General features: G+C 62.1%; 14 protein-coding genes. 10 read left to right on the top strand and 4 right to left on the bottom strand.

Annotated elements, in window-relative coordinates; translation table 11 throughout:
- The first annotated feature begins 28 nt into the window (after nt 1-28).
- The 7 genes from ACLRDN_RS14765 (at nt 29) to ACLRDN_RS14735 (ending at nt 6,860) form a co-directional block, all read left to right on the top strand.
- Nucleotides 29-1,669: a methyl-accepting chemotaxis protein gene (locus ACLRDN_RS14765; RefSeq protein WP_413456889.1), complete on the top strand. Its 1,641-nt coding sequence runs from the start codon at nt 29-31 to the stop codon at nt 1,667-1,669.
- 218 nt (nt 1,670-1,887) lie between these two features.
- The gene (locus ACLRDN_RS14760; RefSeq protein ID WP_145601356.1) at nt 1,888-2,433 is read left to right on the top strand and encodes an iron transporter; all 546 of its coding nucleotides are present in this window, start codon (nt 1,888-1,890) and stop codon (nt 2,431-2,433) included.
- Between the two features lie 107 nt (nt 2,434-2,540).
- A complete protein-coding gene (locus tag ACLRDN_RS14755) occupies nt 2,541-2,891 on the top strand; it encodes a cupredoxin domain-containing protein (protein WP_413456888.1) in 351 nt (116 codons plus the stop codon).
- 63 nt (nt 2,892-2,954) lie between these two features.
- Nucleotides 2,955-3,833, top strand: coding sequence for an FTR1 family iron permease (locus tag ACLRDN_RS14750; protein WP_413456887.1), 879 nt, complete (start codon nt 2,955-2,957; stop codon nt 3,831-3,833).
- Between the two features lie 56 nt (nt 3,834-3,889).
- Entirely contained in the window at nt 3,890-5,227 is a 1,338-nt protein-coding gene (locus ACLRDN_RS14745; protein WP_413460403.1) for a 4Fe-4S binding protein, read from the top strand.
- 165 nt (nt 5,228-5,392) lie between these two features.
- A complete protein-coding gene (locus ACLRDN_RS14740) occupies nt 5,393-5,728 on the top strand; it encodes a zinc ribbon domain-containing protein YjdM (RefSeq protein ID WP_413456886.1) in 336 nt (111 codons plus the stop codon).
- Nucleotides 5,729-5,852: 124 nt separating this feature from the next.
- Nucleotides 5,853-6,860: a bile acid:sodium symporter family protein gene (locus tag ACLRDN_RS14735; RefSeq protein WP_413456885.1), complete on the top strand. Its 1,008-nt coding sequence runs from the start codon at nt 5,853-5,855 to the stop codon at nt 6,858-6,860.
- An 81-nt stretch (nt 6,861-6,941) separates the two neighbouring features.
- On the opposite strand, the gene ACLRDN_RS14730 is transcribed toward ACLRDN_RS14735, so the two are convergent.
- Nucleotides 6,942-7,991: an NADP(H)-dependent aldo-keto reductase gene (locus tag ACLRDN_RS14730; RefSeq protein ID WP_413456884.1), complete on the bottom strand. Its 1,050-nt coding sequence runs from the start codon at nt 7,989-7,991 to the stop codon at nt 6,942-6,944.
- Between the two features lie 197 nt (nt 7,992-8,188).
- Between ACLRDN_RS14730 and ACLRDN_RS14725 the strand changes: the two genes are divergently transcribed.
- Nucleotides 8,189-9,460, top strand: a complete 1,272-nt coding sequence (locus ACLRDN_RS14725) for an MFS transporter (protein ID WP_413456883.1) — start codon at nt 8,189-8,191, stop codon at nt 9,458-9,460.
- Between the two features lie 24 nt (nt 9,461-9,484).
- On the opposite strand, the gene ACLRDN_RS14720 is transcribed toward ACLRDN_RS14725, so the two are convergent.
- Nucleotides 9,485-12,688, bottom strand: a complete 3,204-nt coding sequence (locus ACLRDN_RS14720) for an EAL domain-containing protein (protein WP_413456882.1) — start codon at nt 12,686-12,688, stop codon at nt 9,485-9,487.
- A gap of 603 nt (nt 12,689-13,291) precedes the next feature.
- Between ACLRDN_RS14720 and ACLRDN_RS14715 the strand changes: the two genes are divergently transcribed.
- A complete protein-coding gene (locus ACLRDN_RS14715; protein WP_013234687.1) occupies nt 13,292-14,398 on the top strand; it encodes an S-(hydroxymethyl)glutathione dehydrogenase/class III alcohol dehydrogenase in 1,107 nt (368 codons plus the stop codon).
- A 10-nt stretch (nt 14,399-14,408) separates the two neighbouring features.
- The gene (gene fghA / locus ACLRDN_RS14710; protein ID WP_413456881.1) at nt 14,409-15,260 is read left to right on the top strand and encodes an S-formylglutathione hydrolase; all 852 of its coding nucleotides are present in this window, start codon (nt 14,409-14,411) and stop codon (nt 15,258-15,260) included.
- 196 nt (nt 15,261-15,456) lie between these two features.
- Here fghA and ACLRDN_RS14705 read toward each other — a convergent pair whose 3' ends face one another.
- Together ACLRDN_RS14705 and ACLRDN_RS14700 are read right to left on the bottom strand one after the other, a co-directional pair.
- On the bottom strand, nt 15,457-15,942 hold the full coding sequence (locus ACLRDN_RS14705) for a hypothetical protein (RefSeq protein WP_413456880.1): 486 nt from the start codon (nt 15,940-15,942) through the stop codon (nt 15,457-15,459).
- Between the two features lie 25 nt (nt 15,943-15,967).
- Nucleotides 15,968-16,630, bottom strand: coding sequence for a DUF6402 family protein (locus tag ACLRDN_RS14700; RefSeq protein WP_413456879.1), 663 nt, complete (start codon nt 16,628-16,630; stop codon nt 15,968-15,970).
- Nucleotides 16,631-16,909: the final 279 nt, after the last annotated feature.

The raw sequence follows: 16,909 nt of genomic DNA, 5'->3' as shown, positions 1-16,909 counted from the left end.
CTTCATTTCCTTCGGTGAATTTTCCATCATGACCATTACCAAGCGCCTCATCCTCACTCTCTCGACAGCCCTGCTGGCGCTGCTGTTCGTCGGCGCCGACGGACTCTGGCAACTGCAGCGTGCCCAGCAGCGGCTGGAGCTGATCCAGAACCGCATCATTCCCGGCATGGACAGCCTGAACCTGCTGAAGGGTTACCTGGCCGATTCGCGCCTGGCGGGCTATCGCCTGTCGGTGTTCGCCAACCTGCCCGACAAGACCGCCTTGCAGAAGGCAGTCGATGCTGCCAACAAGGCGCTGGATGAAGAATTCGCCCATTACGAGCGCGATCTCATTTTCGATGAGAAGGACCGTGCCCTGATCCAGGCCGACAAGGCCAACATCGAGGCCTACCGCAAGGCCCTGGTGCCGTTCTTCGCTGCCGCCTACGCCAATGACATGGACGGCGTACGCGCCACGCTGCAGGCCGGCACGCCCCTGGCGCTGTCGGCCGGTGCGGCCAAGAAGGGATTCGACGACCACATCCTGGTGGGCCGCCAGATGATCGACGCCGTCAAGCAGGAGAGCGATGCCGCCTACGCCTTTGCCCTGCGCGCGATGATCGGCGTGATCGTGGTGGCGGTGCTGCTGACCGCCGTGCTGGGCATCCGCACGCTGCGCAGTGTCACGCGCAGCCTGGGCAAGATCCAGCAGACCTTCGAGCACGTCAGCCAGACCCTGGACCTGTCGCGCCCGGTGCCGGTGGAACGCATGGATGAAATCGGCCGCACCGCCGCCGCCTTCAACAAGCTGCTGGCCCGTATCGTGGAGGTGGTGGCCACGACCCGCAGTTCCACCGATTCGGTGACGGTCGCCGCGCGCCAGATTGCCGCTGGCAATGCCGACCTGTCGGCGCGTACCGAGCAGCAGGCCGCGGCCCTGGAGGAAAGTGCGTCCAGCCTGGAAGAACTGACTTCGGTCGTGTTGCAGAATACCCAGAACGCGCGCCAGGCCAACGAGCTGGCACAATCGGCCTCGCACATTGCTTCGCAGGGCGGGGATGTGGTGCGCCAGGTGGTCGACACCATGAACTCCATCAATGCGTCCTCGCGCAAGATCGTCGACATCATCGCGGTCATCGACGGCATCGCCTTCCAGACCAACATCCTGGCCCTGAACGCCGCCGTGGAAGCGGCCCGCGCCGGTGAGCAAGGACGCGGCTTTGCGGTGGTGGCCTCGGAAGTGCGTTCGCTGGCCCAGCGCTCGGCGGCCGCCGCCAAGGAAATCAAGGAACTGATCGACGATTCGGTTGACAAGGTCGGCAGCGGCAGCAAGCTGGTGGAGCAGGCGGGCGTGACCATGAGCGACATCGTCGACAGCGTCCAGCGCGTGACCCAGATCGTGGGCAACATCGCCGACGCCAGCGAAGAACAGAGCGCCGGCATTACCCAGGTCAACCAGGCCATCTCGCAGATGGACCAGGGCACCCAGCAGAATGCAGCGCTGGTGGAAGAGGCCGCCGCAGCGGCCCAGGCCCTGCAGGGCCAGGCCGAGAAGCTGGAGAGCGTGGTGGCGGTCTTCAAGCTGGAAGGGCGCGCGCCGGCAGGTGTGCGCACTGTGCAAGTCCCACCTGCAACTGGCCGTGCACAAGTGCCGGCCGCACGCCAGGTGGCGGAGATGGAAGAGTTCTGATCCAGGGTGCAAAGCGGCCGAAAGCCGCCTCCCGCCTGCGTTGCCCGCAACATGAAACGCCCGGCCTGTGCCGGGCGTTTTTTTCATCTGTGCACGTTTTTACCTATCCGGTCAGCATTGCTGTGAAGGATTGCACTAAAGGGTGGGAGCCGGCTGCCTCAAAGGGTGATATACTTAATGCTAATCATTATCATTTGACCCACCTTGGAGAATACGCAATGATCGGTTTCAAGAAACTGGCTGTGGCCGCAGCGCTGAGCCTGTCCTTTGCCGGCGCCGCCTCGGCCGCCGAGTACCCCATCGGCAAGCCGCAGATCCAGAACGGCTTCGAAGTCAACGCCGTCTACCTGCAGCCGGTGAAGATGGAACCGGACGGCATGATGCGCAAGGCTGAAGAATCCGACATCCACCTCGAAGCCGACATCCGCGCCGTGGCCAAGAACCCCAACGGTTTCGCCGAAGGCGACTGGATGCCCTACATGGTCATCAAGTATGAACTGACCAAGGTTGGTTCCACCAAGTCCATCAAGGGCGACATGATGCCCATGGTGGCCAATGACGGTCCGCACTACGGCGACAACGTGAAGCTGGAAGGCCCGGGCAAGTACAAGCTCAAGCTGACCATCTCCTCGCCGCAAGCCAATGAACACGCCCACTTCGGCCGTCACGTCGACAAGGAAACCGGCGTCGGTCCTTGGTTCAAGACCTTCGAGCTGAACTACGACTTCACCTTCGCCGGCATCGGCAAGAAGGGCGGCTACTAAGCGGATCGCCGGATCTTGATCCAGACCGCACGTTTGCAGTGATGCGATGCCGGTCCGCGCCGTGATGGCGGACCGGCTTCACCGTTTAGAGAGTTCCGGAGTTTTTCATGATCGCAAGAATCGTCCGACTGATCTGCCTGTCACTGGCCGCGATGACCATGCTGGGCAGCGCCGCGCAGGCCAGCGCTTCCGACCTGCCGACCTTCAAGCTGGAGATGCAGGACGGCAAGCTCATCCCGCCGCGCATCGAAGTGCCGGCCGGACAGCGCATCAAGATCGAAGTGCACAACATCGGCAAGTCTGCCGCGGAGTTCGAAAGCGTCGAACTGCGCAAGGAAAAGGTGCTGGCACCGGGTGCCCAGTCCTTCGTGGTGATTGCCCCCTTGCGTCCGGGCGAATACAAGTTTTTCGATGACTTCCACCTCAACATGCCGCCGGGTGTGATCGTCGCCAAGTAAGAGGGCGCACGCGCAATCAGTACGGAAGCGGGGAAGTCCAGGTTTTCAGGAAGGGAAAGTTTGATGGGACAGGTCATGTTCATCGTCTGGCGCGAAAGCGTCGAGGCGCTTCTGGTGGTCGGCATCCTTTATGCCTGGCTGAAGAACGGCGATGTCGGCGCGCGGCGCGGCATTCCCTATCTGTGGGGCGGCGTGGTCGCGGGGGTGGTGCTGGCCGGGGCCCTGGGCGCAGCGCTGCTGGGCTTTTCGGAACTGCTTTCGGGCGACGCCCAGACCTACTTCCAGATTGCCATCGTCCTGATTGCGGCGGTGCTGATTGTGCAGATGGTGTTCTGGATGCGCAAGCACGGCCGCACCTTGAAGAAGGAGATGGAAAGCTCCATGCAGTCCAGCTATGAAAGCGGCAACTGGTGGGGCGTGTTCGTGCTGGTGATGCTGGCGATCGCCCGCGAAGGCAGCGAGACTGCCGTTTTCCTGTACGGCATTGGCCTGGGCCAGCAGGATGCCAGCACGGCGTCGCTGGTGCTGGCGGGGGCGATCGGGTTCGGGTTGGCCTTCCTGACCTTCTATCTGCTGCAGCTGGGCGGCAAGATCTTCTCCTGGCGCCGTTTCTTCCAGGTCACCGAAGTGATTCTGCTGTTGCTGGCGGCCGGTTTGCTGGTCACCGGCGTGGAAAAGCTGTTCGACGTATTGCTGGAAAGCTCCGACGTGCTGGCCTCGGCCAGCTGGACCATGACCCTGACCGGCCAGCTCTGGGATACCTCGGCGCTGCTGGATGATTCCACCACCCTGGGCAGCCTGGTCTCGACCCTGACCGGCTATCGCGCCCGTCCGGCGCTGCTGTCGGTGATCGTCTATGCCCTCTACTGGGTCGTGGTATGTTCGTTCCTTTATCGAAAACCCCAGCCTCAGCTCAAGAGCAAGAGGCAGGAAGCCGTCTGAATCTCATGACAACCTGTACGCAATCGCCGACTCTGCTCACGCGTACCGGAGACTGGATGCGCCGCCATGGCGCATTCATCCGAGGCCTGCAATGGATCGTGGTGGCTGTCTATGCACTGCTGATCCTGGTCCCGGTGTTCCTCCCGCTGCCTGACGAAACCGCCCATCTCTGGTCCAACCTCACCCTGATCGCCCAGTTCGCCTTCTGGGGCATCTGGTGGCCCTTCGTGCTGGTCAGCATGGTGCTGATGGGCCGTGTGTGGTGCGGTGTGCTCTGTCCGGAAGGGGCGCTGACCGAGTTCGCCAGCCGCCACGGACGCGGACGCGCCATTCCCAAGTGGGTGCGCTGGGGCGGCTGGCCCTTCGTGGCCTTCGCCCTCACCACCGTGTACGGCCAGATGGTCAGCGTCTACCAGTATCCCAAAGCGGTGCTGCTGGTGCTGGGCGGCTCCACGGTCGGCGCCATGATCATCGGCTACCTGTATGGCCGCGACAAGCGCGTGTGGTGCAAATACCTGTGCCCGGTCAATGGCGTCTTCGGCCTGCTGGCCAAACTGGCCCCGGTTCACTACAAGGTGAACGAAGATGCATGGCGCGCCTCCTATCATCCCGAACACAAGATCATTCCCATCAATTGCGCCCCGCTGGTCCCTTTGCGCAATATGAAGGGGGCTTCCGACTGCCACATGTGCGGCCGCTGCAGTGGCCATCGGGATGCGATTGCCCTGAGCTTCCGTCCGCCTGCGGTGGAGGTGGTGCATTTCGGCAAGACCCAGAACAACCTGTGGGAAAGCGCACTGGTGCTGTACGGCCTGCTGGGCATCGCCATCGGCGCCTTCCACTGGACGGTCAGCCCCTGGTTCATCGCCATCAAGCAGGACATCGCGACCTGGCTGATCGAGCGCGACATCATGTGGCCCTTCGGCACCCAGGCGCCGTGGTGGCTGCTGACCAATTATCCGCAGCAAAGCGATGTCTTCACCTGGCTCGATGGCGCCATGGTCGTGGGCTACATCCTCGCCACCGGCCTGGTGCTGGGCACCGGCGTGGCGCTGATGTTCGGGCTGGCCACGCGGCTGCTGGGCAAATGGGAGTGGAGCCGCTTCAACCACCTGGTGCAGGCATTGATCCCGCTGGCGGGCTGCGGCGTCTTCGTCGGCCTCTCGGCCACCACCATCAGCCTGCTGCGGGCAGAGCACTGGCCGGTCTATTGGGCCAACGATGTGCGCGCGGCGCTCCTGACGGCCATGACGCTGTGGAGCCTGTGGCTGTGCTGGAAAGTGGTGGCGCGCCATGCCACCCATTGGGTTCAGCAAGTGCTGGCCATGCTGCCGGCGATCGGTGGCCTGGCGTTGGTCAATACCGCGTGGTGGCTGATGTTCTGGGGCTGGTAGGGCGTTCTCCGCAGCAATCGTGTGAAGGAAAAAGGCAGGCTTGCTCACAAGCCTGCTTTTTTATTTGCGTTTTATTTGATCTTGGGTCTTGCAGGCTATGTGAAGTTGGCGACCGAAGCAGTACAATCGCTGCCTTTTCAAGCCATTTGCCGGAGTTTAATTTACATGAGCACCTTGCCCACCTGTCCCCAATGCCAGTCCGAATTCACCTATGAGGATGGCAGCCAGTTCGTCTGCCCCGAATGCGGCCACGAGTGGAGCGCCCAGGCGGCGCCCGCCGAGCAGGCCCGCGTCTGGCGCGATGCCTCGGGCAACGTGCTGCAGGATGGCGATACCGTCACCGTGATCAAGGACCTGAAGTTGAAGGGCGGCGGCGGCGTGGTCAAGATGGGCACCAAGGTCAAGAACATCCGCTTGGTCGAGGGCGACCACGATATCGACTGCAAGATCGACGGTTTCGGCTCCATGGGCCTGAAGACCGAATTCGTGCGCAAGGCCTGATCCTTTTACGCATCATGAGCGGGCCCTGCAAGCCGGCCCCGCTCTCACGTAAAATGGCGGTTTGCCCGCAGCCTATGTATACATAAGCTGCAGGCTCTCCGATCAAGACAACAACGAAACCGCCATGGCCCGTCCCCGCTTCCTGCCCGATAACATGACCCTGATGCTGCTGGCCGTCGTGCTGACCGCATCCTTCCTTCCCTGTACCGGCCAGGTGGCCGAAGCCTTCGACGGGCTGACCACCTTCATGATCGGCCTGCTGTTCTTCATGCATGGAGCCAAGCTGTCGCGGGAAGCCGTGGTGGCCGGTTTCACGCACTGGAAGCTGCACGTTACCGTACTGCTGTGTACCTTTGCGCTGTTCCCGCTCATCGGCCTGGCCTTGAAGCCGGTGCTGCTGCAATTCATCACGCCCGAGTTGTACCTGGGGCTGCTGTTCCTGTGCGTGCTGCCCTCCACCGTGCAGTCGTCCATTGCCTTCACTTCGGTGGCGCGCGGCAATGTGCCGGCGGCGATCTGTGCGGCCTCCGCCTCCAATCTGCTGGGCATCTTCCTGACACCGCTGCTGGTGGGCGTGCTGGTGGTGGCCCATGATGGCGGCGGACATTCCTCGCTCGATTCCATCCTGAAAATCGTTTATCAATTGCTGCTGCCCTTCGTGGCCGGCCAGATCGCCCGTCCCTTCATCGGCCGCTGGGTCGAGCGCAACAAGTCCTGGCTCAAGTTCGTCGACCAGAGCTCCATCCTGCTGGTGGTCTATGTGGCCTTCAGCGAGGCGGTGGTACAGGGCCTGTGGCACCAGGTGCCGGTGTCGATGCTGGTGGCGCTGCTGGTCATCAATGCGGTACTGCTGGCCATCATCATGGGGCTGACCACCTTCGGCAGCCGCCGCCTGGGCTTCAACAAGGAGGACGAGATCACCATCGTCTTCTGCGGCTCCAAGAAGAGCCTGGCCTCGGGCGTGCCCATGGCCAAGGTGCTGTTCTCCAGCGGCGCCATCGGCATGGTGCTCTTGCCGGTGATGCTGTTCCACCAGATCCAGTTGATGGTGTGCGCCGTGATGGCCGCGCGTTATGGGGCGCGTGATGAACACGTGAAGGCGGCCGTGGCCACTGAAAGCGGCGGCGACTGATTCTGCTGGCGCTGTAGCCACCAAAAAAAATGACCGGCAAGCCGGTCATTTTTTTTGCCTGTGCGGCTCACCCGTTCCGGATCAGGGCGCCGGATTGGGCTGCTTGCGGTGGATGGCTTCGATGCCCGCAATCACCTCGTCGCTCAGTTGCACCTGGGCGCTGTCGATGTTGCTGCGCAGCTGTTCCATCGTGGTCGCGCCGATGATGTTGGAGGTCAGGAATTGGCGGCTGTTGACATAGGCCAGCGCCATCTGGGCCGGATCCAGTCCGTGCTGGCGCGCCAGCGCCACGTATTGTGCGGTGGCGCTCTCGGCTTGCGGATTGGTATAGCGCACGAAGCGTTCGAACAGCGTCAGGCGTCCGCCTGCAGGGCGTGCACCCTCCAGGTATTTGCCGCTCAACATGCCGAAAGCCAGCGGCGAGTAGGCCAGCAGGCCAACTTGCTCACGATGGGCGAATTCAGCCAGGTTCACTTCGAAGCTGCGGTTGAGCAGGTTGTACGGGTTCTGGATGGTAACGATGCGCTCCAGTCCATGCTGCTCGGCCGCGCGCAGGAACTGCGCCACGCCCCAGGCGGTCTCGTTGGACAAGCCGATGGTGCGGATCTTGCCGGCCTTCACGAATTCGGAAAGCACCGTCAACGTCTCTTCGATGGGCACCGTGGTTTCATCTTCCACATGCTCGTAGCCCAACTGGCCGAAGCTGTTCACGCTGCGGTCCGGCCAGTGGAGCTGGTACAGGTCCACATGATCCAGTTGCAGGCGTTCCAGGCTGCCATGCAGGGCGTCGGTCAAGCCCTTTCGGTCCAGGTCATTGATGCCGCCGCGAATGTGTCGCGGGTTGTGCGGCTTGCGAGCCGGGCCGGTGCACTTGGTGGCAATAAGCAACTGGTCGCGCTTGCCGGATTTCTTGAGCCAGGTGCCGAGATAACGCTCGGTGAGCCCTTGCGTTTCCGCCTTGGGCGGGACCGGATACATTTCGGCGGCGTCGATCAGGTTGATGCCGCGTTCGACGGCGTAGTCCAGTTGCGAGTGGGCGTCGGCTTCGGTGTTCTGCTCGCCCCAGGTCATGGTGCCCAGCGTGATGAGGCTGACCTTGAGGTCGGTGCGGCCGAGTTGGCGGTACTGCATTCGGATTCTCCTTGTGATGTGCCGGCAGGGACGGGGCGCCTCCTGCCGGCTGGCGCGGGATCGGGTAGTATAGCGGCGCCCGTCCTGCCTTGCAGGGCAGGGCCGCGGCGGCGCCAAGACCGTTCGCGCCAGGCCGGTTGCTGCTTGCAGCGCCCGGACCCGATAACGCCAGGACACCCCCTTCCCATCCACGAGACATGTCATCCACATCCCCCGGTGCGACCCCCGATGATGCCGCCGCACCGCTGCGCCATCACACGCCCTTCAAGCTATTCTGGTGCGCCAGCGTGGCCTCCACCATCGCCTTGCAGATGCAGATCGTCGCGGTCGGCTGGCAGGTCTACCAGCTCACCCACAGCGCTTTCGATCTCGGCATCGTGGGCCTGGTGCAGTTCATTCCTTCCTTGATCTTGGTGTTCGTCGTAGGCCACGTGGCCGACCGCTTCGATCGCCGCAACGTCGCCCGCGTCAGTTCGCTGGTCGAAGCCGCCGCAGCCGCCACGCTGGCCTTGGGCAGCCTGCATGGCTGGCTCAGCCGCGAGATGATCTTCGTGATCGTGGCCGTCATCGGCGCGGGCCGGGCCTTCTCCAAGCCGACCATGTCGGCCCTGCTGCCCAGCCTGATGTCGCCGAAGGCCTTGCCGGGCGCCGTGGCGGGCTCGGCCTCGGCGACCCAGTTCGCCATCATCATCGGCCCGGCATTGGGCGGATTTCTCTACGTGGCTGGTCCGGCGGTGGTGTATGCCAGCAGCTGCGCGCTGTTCATCGCTTGCAGCGTGCTGTTGTCGCTGATCCGGCGTCCGGCCCAGGTCACGGCAGCCCAGGCCGCACCGGCCAAGCCGACCGGCGCCAGCCTGTCCTCGGTGTTCGCGGGACTGGCCTTCATCCGCAGCAAGCCCGCCATCTTCGGTGCCATTTCGCTGGACATGTTTGCCGTGCTGCTGGGTGGCGCCACCGCCTTGCTGCCGGTCTTCGCCAACGACATCCTGCATACCGGTGCGGTCGGCCTGGGCCTGCTGCGCTCGGCTCCGGCGGCCGGGGCCTTGATCGTGGCGCTGCTGCTGGCGCGCTTTCCGCTGGGCGGCCGGGTAGGGCGCACCATGTTCATCGCCGTGGCCGTGTTCGGGCTGGCCACCATCGTCTTCGGCCTGTCGCGCTCTTTCCCGCTGTCGCTGGCGGCGCTGGCGGTGCTGGGTGCGGCCGACATGATCAGCGTGGTGGTGCGCTCCTCCTTCGTCCAGCTGGAAACGCCCGACGCCATGCGCGGCCGCGTCTCGGCCGTCAATTCGGTCTTCATCGGAACGTCCAATCAGTTGGGAGAATTCGAGTCGGGGCTCACCGCCGCCTGGTTCGGTGCGGTGCCGGCCGTGCTCATCGGTGGCATCGGCACGCTGCTCATCGTGCTGCTGTGGATGCGCCTGTTCCCCTCGCTCTACCAGGTCGACCGTCTGGCCGCACGGCAGTCCTGAGGCGCGCGGCAAGCGCGCCGGGGCTCAGGGGGGATCGCCGTCGGTCACCAGTACCTGGCTGGCCTGGCGCATGGCCTGCTGCTGCAAGAGAAGCATCTGCAGGAACTGCGCATAGGGCACCGGCTTGCTGAAGTAATAGCCCTGGTATTCATCCGAGCCGAACTCGCGCAGGGCTTGCAATTGCCTCTCCGTCTCTACGCCTTCGGTCACCACCTTCAGGTTCAGGGCATGGCTCATGGCGATGATGGCCTGCACGATGGCGCTGCTGTTGGCGTCGTCCGGAATGTCGTTGATGAAGGATTTGTCGATCTTCAGCGTATTGACCGGGAAGCGCTTGAGATAGGCCAGTGAGGAATAGCCGGTACCGAAGTCGTCAATCGAAATGGTGAAGCCTTCTGCACGGATGCCATCCATGATCGCAATGGCGCGGTCGCGGTTGTGCATGACCATGCTCTCGGTGATCTCGAACTCCAGGCAGGCCGGTGGCGTGCCGTGACGCTGGACCACGCTCTTGATGTCTTCCAGCAGGTGTTCGTCGCCGAACTGGCTGCCGGTCAGGTTGATGGAGATGCGTCCGCATACCAGGTCGCGTTCCAGCATCAGGCCGATGTCCCGGCAAGCCTCTTCCAGCACGATCAGGCCGATCTGGTCGATCAGCCGGGTCTCTTCGGCCAGCGGGATGAATTCGCCCGGCGGCACCAGCCCGCGCACCGGATGCTGCCAGCGCACCAGCGCTTCGGCACCCACGATGCCACCGGTGGCCAGGTTGATCTTGGGCTGGTAGTGCACCACGAATTCGCCGCGTTCGATGGCGCGGCGCAGTTCGGCTTCCAGCGCGATGCGTTCCACCGTGTTGGTGTTGACCTCGTCGGAGAAGAAGCGATAGTCATCCTTGCCATGGTGCTTGGCGCGGTACATGGCGATGTCGGCGTTCTTGATGAGGGTTTGCGCATTGTCGCCATCGCCCGGATAGGTGGCGATGCCGATACTGGCCGAGAGCATGGCTTCCTGGCCATCGATGATGAAGGGCTTGCGCGCCTCGGTCAGCAGCTTCTGGGCGATCTCGCCCAGCTGCAGCGGATCGTCGAAGTCATCCACCAGCACGATGAATTCATCCCCGCCCACGCGTGCCAGGATATCCAGCTCGCGCAGCGAATTGCGAAAGCGCTGGGCGATTTCCTGCAGTACCGCTTCGCCGGCCTCGTGGCCGAAGGTATCGTTGATGTTCTTGAAGCGGTCCAGGTCCATCAGCAGTACCGCCACCATGCCGTTGCGGTGTTCGGCGTGGGTGATGGCGTTGGAGACGTGCTGGGTGCACAGGAAGCGGTTGGGCAGGCCGGTCAGTTCGTCGTAGTGCGCCAGGTGGCGGATGCGCTCGTCGGCACGGCGGCTCTCGATGGCCACGCTGGCCAGATCGGCGGCAATGTTGGCCAGCTGCAGGTATTCGTTGCTGGGGGCCTGGTTTTCCTTGAGCAGGGCAGCGAACACGCCCAGCAACTGGCCTTCCTTGCCCATGATGGGCCAGGCGCCGCAGGAAGGGTAGACCTCGACGTCGATGAGCACCCGCAAGTGCTCGGTGACCGGATCGCGCGCGATGTCGGTGACGATGCAGGGACCGCGCCGCAGCGCCGCTTCCGCGCCGACCCCGCAACCGTGGCGGATCGGCATGCCCTGCAAGGCGCGCAGCAGGCGCGGCGGATAACGGCGGCTCAGTACCGAGGTGAAGTGCGACGCCTGTTCATTGACCAGCATCACGCAACTGGCGCCATAGGGCAGCTGCGCATCGGCAAAACCGACGATCTCGTTGAGGATGCCGTCGAGGTCGTCATCGGCCATCACCATGTGCAAGACGCGGTTCTGCTCGCTCTGCAGCAGCTCGGCGCGCTTGCGGGCGCTGATGTCGCGCAGGATGGCGAAGATCGCATAGCCGCGCTCGAACTCGGCGCGGTTCAGGGTGACGTCGGTGTGGATGATCTTGTTGCGGCGGACCGTGACCCATTCGAACTGCTGGGGTTGCCCGGCCAGGACCCGGCCGACCAGTTCATCGATGTCAGGCTGCTCGGATGGACGGTTTTTCTGGCGCGAGAACAGGCCGACCTTGCGGCCGATGATGCGTTCCTTGTCCGGCACCCCGAAAAAGCGCAGCGCCGCCGCATTGCAGTCCAGGTAGCGCAGTTCGGAGGAAATGAGCACGATGGGATCACTGCCTTCCTCGTAGAGCTTGCGGTAGCGGTATTCACTGGACGAGAGCGCATGGTCCAGGCGGCGCTGGTAGCGGTAATACACCAGGAAGGCAATGAGCGCGATCAGGATGAAACCCAAAATACCGGTGGCCAGCAGGATGCGGTTTTCGGTACGGCTGCGCCAGGGTGCCAGCACATCTTCCATGCGCCGCGCGTAGACCGCCACCAGCGACCATTTGTCCAGCCGCTTGTAGGAGAACAGCAGCGGCTCGCCGGTCAGGTGCGAGATCTCCTCGAAGGCGCCTTCTTCGGCGCCGGCGCGAATGCGCGCCATGCTTTTGGCATCGGCCAGGCTGACACTGAGCCAGCGCTCCTCGAAGGGCGAGCGCAGCATCATCGATCCGCTGTCGGTACGCAGCGAGACAATGGCCTCGAAATTGGTGATGCGCTTGTAGAAGTCGAAGAAGGTCGCCGCCTTCAGTTCGGCCACCAGCAGGCCGACGGGCCGGCTGCTGCTGTCGTAGAGGTTCATGGCCACCGGCAGCACCAGCTCACGGTTGTAGCGGCTGCGCATGAGCTGTCCCACGAACAGGCCGGGGCGGCCCGGATTGCCATCCACATGGGTCAGCTTGTGGTCTTCCGGAATGCTGGTGGTGTCCAGGGCACGCAGGGAGCTGGCGCGGGTGTTGCCGTTGCGGTCGATGTAGCGCAGCACCATCACCGTGGGCAGGCGCTGCTGCATGCCCGACAGCAGGCGATAGAGTCCTTGGTCATCGTCGAGCAGGTCGGGGCCTGCGCCATGGATGTGCTCGGCCCCGGACCAGAGCAACTGGTCGAGCTCGCCGAAAATGCGTTCGGCATGTTCCTGCACGCTGCGCACGGCCGCCATCGAGCTGGCGCGTTCGGCGTCGATGGTCAGCTGGCGGTCCTGGCGGATTTCCCACCAGGTCTGCACCACGATGAACGACCCGACGAAGCCGACGAAGAGCAGCAAGGTCTTCAGGGTAGTACCTGGGCGTCCCGGCGATTTTTTCTGTTTTCCCATGTGACCGATATCACATCACCTGTCGTTAGGCAGCGGATCGCTGCACGTCCCTTGGCCCGGAGAGATACCGGACGACCGTTTCGACAGCCCTCGCACGCACATGGCGCGTTGCTCGCCAGCGCAACGGCGGCAAGCCGCAGGCGTTCACACGAGGTGAACGCTTACGCCAAAATTACGTGGATGCCCCCACTTTCTGATACACGCAATGGCAGTATGCCATCCCGTGTCCTGCTGCGCTTTGTTGGCGCTTGTCCTTGCGTTCTGTACTTGTTTGTGTGCTGATCGGTAGCCGGCTTGCCCGCCACGTTCGCCGTTTGTTTTGTAGCAACCTTACCGCAAGCCCAAGGCTTTGTCATCCTGCGCGCAACGTCGCCGCAACGCGACAGTGTGATTTTCATGTCAGAGGGAAATTTTCACTTGTTCCGATATCAACATGAAGCTGTGTAAAGGGTAGCGCATGCATTTTCGTTTGCAATGCGATAATACTGCCTAGCTGGCAGTTTCATCTGCATCATCGTTTTCCTGAATTTTCCTGACGGTTGTCGGCCTTCGTGCGGCGGTCGGGAGGTTTTACTTCAATCATCACGCAAAGGACCCATCCCTATGAAGACAAGAGCAGCGGTAGCATGGCAGGCAGGCAAGCCCTTGACCATCGAGGAAGTCGAACTTGGCGGCCCCAAGGCCGGCGAAGTCCTGGTCGAGATCAAGGCCACCGGCATCTGCCACACCGACTATTACACGCTCTCGGGTGCCGACCCGGAAGGCATCTTCCCGGCCATCCTCGGCCATGAAGGTGCAGGCGTGGTGGTCGACGTCGGCCCGGGCGTGAAATCGCTCAAGAAGGATGACCACGTCATCCCCCTGTACACGCCGGAATGCCGCGAGTGCAAATTCTGTCTTTCGCAGAAGACCAACCTGTGCCAGGCCATTCGCGCCACCCAAGGCCGCGGCCTGATGCCGGACGCCACCAGCCGCTTCTCGCTGGACGGCAAGCCGTTGTTCCACTACATGGGCACGTCCACCTTCTCCAACTACATCGTCGTGCCGGAAATCGCCCTGGCCAAGATCCGTTCGGACGCGCCTTTCGACAAGGTCTGCTACATCGGCTGTGGCGTGACCACCGGCGTGGGTGCCGTGCTGTTCACTGCCAAGGTGGAGGCGGGCGCCAACGTGGTGGTGTTCGGTTTGGGCGGTATTGGACTGAACGTCATCCAGGCGGCCAAGATGGTGGGGGCCAACAAGATCATCGGCGTCGATTTGAACCCGGCGCGCGAAGCCATGGCGCGCAAGTTCGGCATGACCGACTTCATCAATCCCAAGGATGTGCCCAACGTGGTCGATGCCATCATCGGCATGACCGATGGCGGCGCCGACTACAGCTTCGAGTGCATCGGCAATACCACCACCATGCGCCAGTCGCTGGAGTGCTGCCACAAGGGCTGGGGCCAGTCCATCATCATCGGCGTGGCCGCAGCCGGCCAGGAGATCTCGACCCGTCCGTTCCAGCTGGTGACTGGCCGCGTCTGGAAGGGCTCGGCCTTCGGTGGTGCGCGCGGCCGTACCGACGTGCCCAAGATCGTCGACTGGTACATGGAAGGCAAGCTCAACATTGATGACCTGATCACGCACAAGCTGCCGCTGGAGCGCATCAATGAAGGCTTCGACCTGATGAAGAGCGGCGAGTCGATCCGCTCCGTGGTCGAGTTCTGAGGAGGGCGCGATGCTGGAGACCCTCTCCGAGCACGGCTGCTTTGGCGGCGTGCAGGGCTTTTATCGCCATGCTTCGCCCGCCATCGGGCTGGACATGCGCTTGTCGGTGTTCGTTCCGCCGCAGGCCGGGCAGGGCGGCGGCAAGCAGCCCGTGCTGTTTTATTTGGCCGGGCTGACCTGCACGGAAGAAACCTTCATGATCAAGGCCGGTGCGCAACGCGTGGCAGCCGAGCTGGGGCTGATCCTGGTCAGTTGCGACACCAGTCCGCGCGGCGCGGGCATTGCCGGTGAAAGCGACAACTGGGACTTCGGCGTGGGCGCAGGCTTCTATCTGGATGCCACGCAAGCGCCCTGGAGTCGGCACTACCGCATGGAAAGCTACGTGGTGGAGGACCTGCGCCGCGCCGTGCTGGACCGCTTCCCGGCTGACCCGCAGCGCATGGGGATCTTCGGGCACTCGATGGGCGGACACGGGGCATTGACGCTGGCTTTGCGCCATCGCGATCTCTACCGTTCGGTGTCGGCGTTCGCGCCCATTGCTGCACCGGTGCATTGCCCGTGGGGCCAGAAGGCCTTCAGTCACTACCTGGGTGATGACCAGCAGAGCTGGCAGGCGCATGATGCCAGCGAGCTGATGCGCAAGCTCTATGCGCCGTTCCCGCAGGGCATCCTGATCGACCAGGGGCTGGCCGACAAATTCCTGACCGAGCAGCTGCAACCGGAGCGTTTCGAAGCGGCCTGCAAGGAGGCCTCACAGCCACTGACCTTGCGCCGGCATGCGGGGTATGACCACGGGTATTACTTCATCGAGAGTTTTGTGGAAGATCATTTGCGATTCCACCATGCGAATTTGATGGCTTGAACTCGATTGAGCTGAAATGAAGGGCTGACGATCAACATCGTCAGCCCTTATTTTTTTCTTCCGTCTTTCCACATGCTCTGCCGAGCCGAGCTGTTTGTATCGCGGCAGGCTCCACCCGCTGCGGCGGGCAGCACAGTTGCCGCAGACAAGATCAAGGGAATGACCGGCGATTCTGGTTGTGCGTGAGGCTGAAAATTCACTCAATCATGTTTCTGATAGCGCTGCATTGGGACGATTGCTTGTCCAGGGAGCATTCGAGATTGGAATAAGGTGATGTCGACTTCTCGCCCGCACACTCGTGGATGTTTTCCCAAATATAGGCTGGACCTTCGCCGCCGGGAAAAGCTGCGCTTCTCCCATCGGCACTCCAGAAAAATACGGAGCGGCCCATCCCGACCGACCCTTGGGAATACGCGGTAATCGGAATGATGGGCCAGGTACTGTCTCTCACGACTTTCTTGGACAGCAGGTCAACGACGGTGTAAAACGCATCGCCGTCGGAGAGCGTGAACAGGCCGTAAGGATCCAGCCAAGACCACCTTTCGCCGCCGCGGAATGCGTATTCGATCAGGGCGCACTTGGCCCCCGGATTGACCAGAATGGTCTGCGGTTCGATGGCGGGGCGGATCAGTTGAGGGACTTTGCGTAAAAGGAGATAGCTCGCCAGGAGCACTATGACCATGCATGCAAATAGTGTTCCGGAACGTTTATTTGGCATGGCTTTGAAGCAGTATCGACTGGATGTCTTTTGACGTCAGCCTGAATCGATAGGGCGTCCTGAGTTTGGTGGTCCTGATATCGCTAAAGACCATCAGGTCGCCTCCTTTGCCAGTCTCCTCCCTGTGCGCTGTGAATTTTTGATTGTTTACGATCAGATAGTCATCCGGACAAGTTCCTCGCGATTCGCCCAGAGCATACAGCCGAACAAAGGGTTGCTTGGTCTTTCTCCAATGCCCGAGTTGCTCATCGGTATATCCCTCGATTATCTCCCCTGTATCAAGCGTTATTCGATAGAACCGTCGACGCGCAGGCTTTCCCGTCTCTTGCTCCAGAACGATGAAATACTCGTCGAATTCTTTCTCGTGAGACGTGTCAGGAGGGGCAATGCCACGCCATTCGCCCTCTCCGTCCGGCACAAACGCCGGAAAGATGGTGGATTCGGACGAGATGCCGTCCGTGCCGTTCAGGGTCGAAATGAGTGGACAACCTTGGCTGCTTCGCATTCCATGGAGAACCCGTGGTCGACCGTTCGGCAGTACGTTAGTGGGGAGACCTTCGGCAATGACGCAACGCTTGCTGCATGCAATGCTTGCTCCTTGATACGTGTAAGCGCGGCCGTAACTGGAGCACGCCTGAACACCGTCAATCATGCTTGCTCCGCAGGCTGCCACGTCGCCCTGCCGGATCCAGCCCCGGATATTCACGAGGCCTCCCGCATCATCATGTCGGCTGACTTTAAATGGAACGTGGAGTCTTTCTTGCTTGAGATCAGAGGATGCACGGCAGCTTTTCCATCGATGAAAATCTGGAAAGTTACGCGAGATGTACGCTGTGCTCTATAGTAAGAAGTTGATTTTAGGTGTGCATTTACCTTGTACAGCTGCTCACCAAGTTTTTTTCAATATCGGATCATGTGTATTCGAAGGCCA

Source organism: Herbaspirillum huttiense (assembly GCF_047300815.1).
In the GTDB taxonomy this organism is placed as follows: Bacteria; Pseudomonadota; Gammaproteobacteria; order Burkholderiales; family Burkholderiaceae_D; genus Herbaspirillum; species Herbaspirillum huttiense_A.
This window is presented reverse-complemented; position numbering and strand designations above follow the sequence as displayed.

What these genes read in the sequence shown, in the direction of transcription:
- ACLRDN_RS14765 (WP_413456889.1), top strand. Translation starts at nt 29, where the DNA reads ATGACCATTACCAAGCGCCTCATCCTCACTCTCTCGACAGCCCTGCTG.
- ACLRDN_RS14760 (WP_145601356.1), top strand. Translation starts at nt 1,888, where the DNA reads ATGATCGGTTTCAAGAAACTGGCTGTGGCCGCAGCGCTGAGCCTGTCC.
- ACLRDN_RS14755 (WP_413456888.1), top strand. Translation starts at nt 2,541, where the DNA reads ATGATCGCAAGAATCGTCCGACTGATCTGCCTGTCACTGGCCGCGATG.
- ACLRDN_RS14750 (WP_413456887.1), top strand. Translation starts at nt 2,955, where the DNA reads ATGGGACAGGTCATGTTCATCGTCTGGCGCGAAAGCGTCGAGGCGCTT.
- ACLRDN_RS14745 (WP_413460403.1), top strand. Translation starts at nt 3,890, where the DNA reads ATGCGCCGCCATGGCGCATTCATCCGAGGCCTGCAATGGATCGTGGTG.
- ACLRDN_RS14740 (WP_413456886.1), top strand. Translation starts at nt 5,393, where the DNA reads ATGAGCACCTTGCCCACCTGTCCCCAATGCCAGTCCGAATTCACCTAT.
- ACLRDN_RS14735 (WP_413456885.1), top strand. Translation starts at nt 5,853, where the DNA reads ATGGCCCGTCCCCGCTTCCTGCCCGATAACATGACCCTGATGCTGCTG.
- ACLRDN_RS14730 (WP_413456884.1), bottom strand. Translation starts at nt 7,991, where the DNA reads ATGCAGTACCGCCAACTCGGCCGCACCGACCTCAAGGTCAGCCTCATC.
- ACLRDN_RS14725 (WP_413456883.1), top strand. Translation starts at nt 8,189, where the DNA reads ATGTCATCCACATCCCCCGGTGCGACCCCCGATGATGCCGCCGCACCG.
- ACLRDN_RS14720 (WP_413456882.1), bottom strand. Translation starts at nt 12,688, where the DNA reads ATGGGAAAACAGAAAAAATCGCCGGGACGCCCAGGTACTACCCTGAAG.
- ACLRDN_RS14715 (WP_013234687.1), top strand. Translation starts at nt 13,292, where the DNA reads ATGAAGACAAGAGCAGCGGTAGCATGGCAGGCAGGCAAGCCCTTGACC.
- fghA (WP_413456881.1), top strand. Translation starts at nt 14,409, where the DNA reads ATGCTGGAGACCCTCTCCGAGCACGGCTGCTTTGGCGGCGTGCAGGGC.
- ACLRDN_RS14705 (WP_413456880.1), bottom strand. Translation starts at nt 15,942, where the DNA reads ATGGTCATAGTGCTCCTGGCGAGCTATCTCCTTTTACGCAAAGTCCCT.
- ACLRDN_RS14700 (WP_413456879.1), bottom strand. Translation starts at nt 16,630, where the DNA reads ATGATTGACGGTGTTCAGGCGTGCTCCAGTTACGGCCGCGCTTACACG.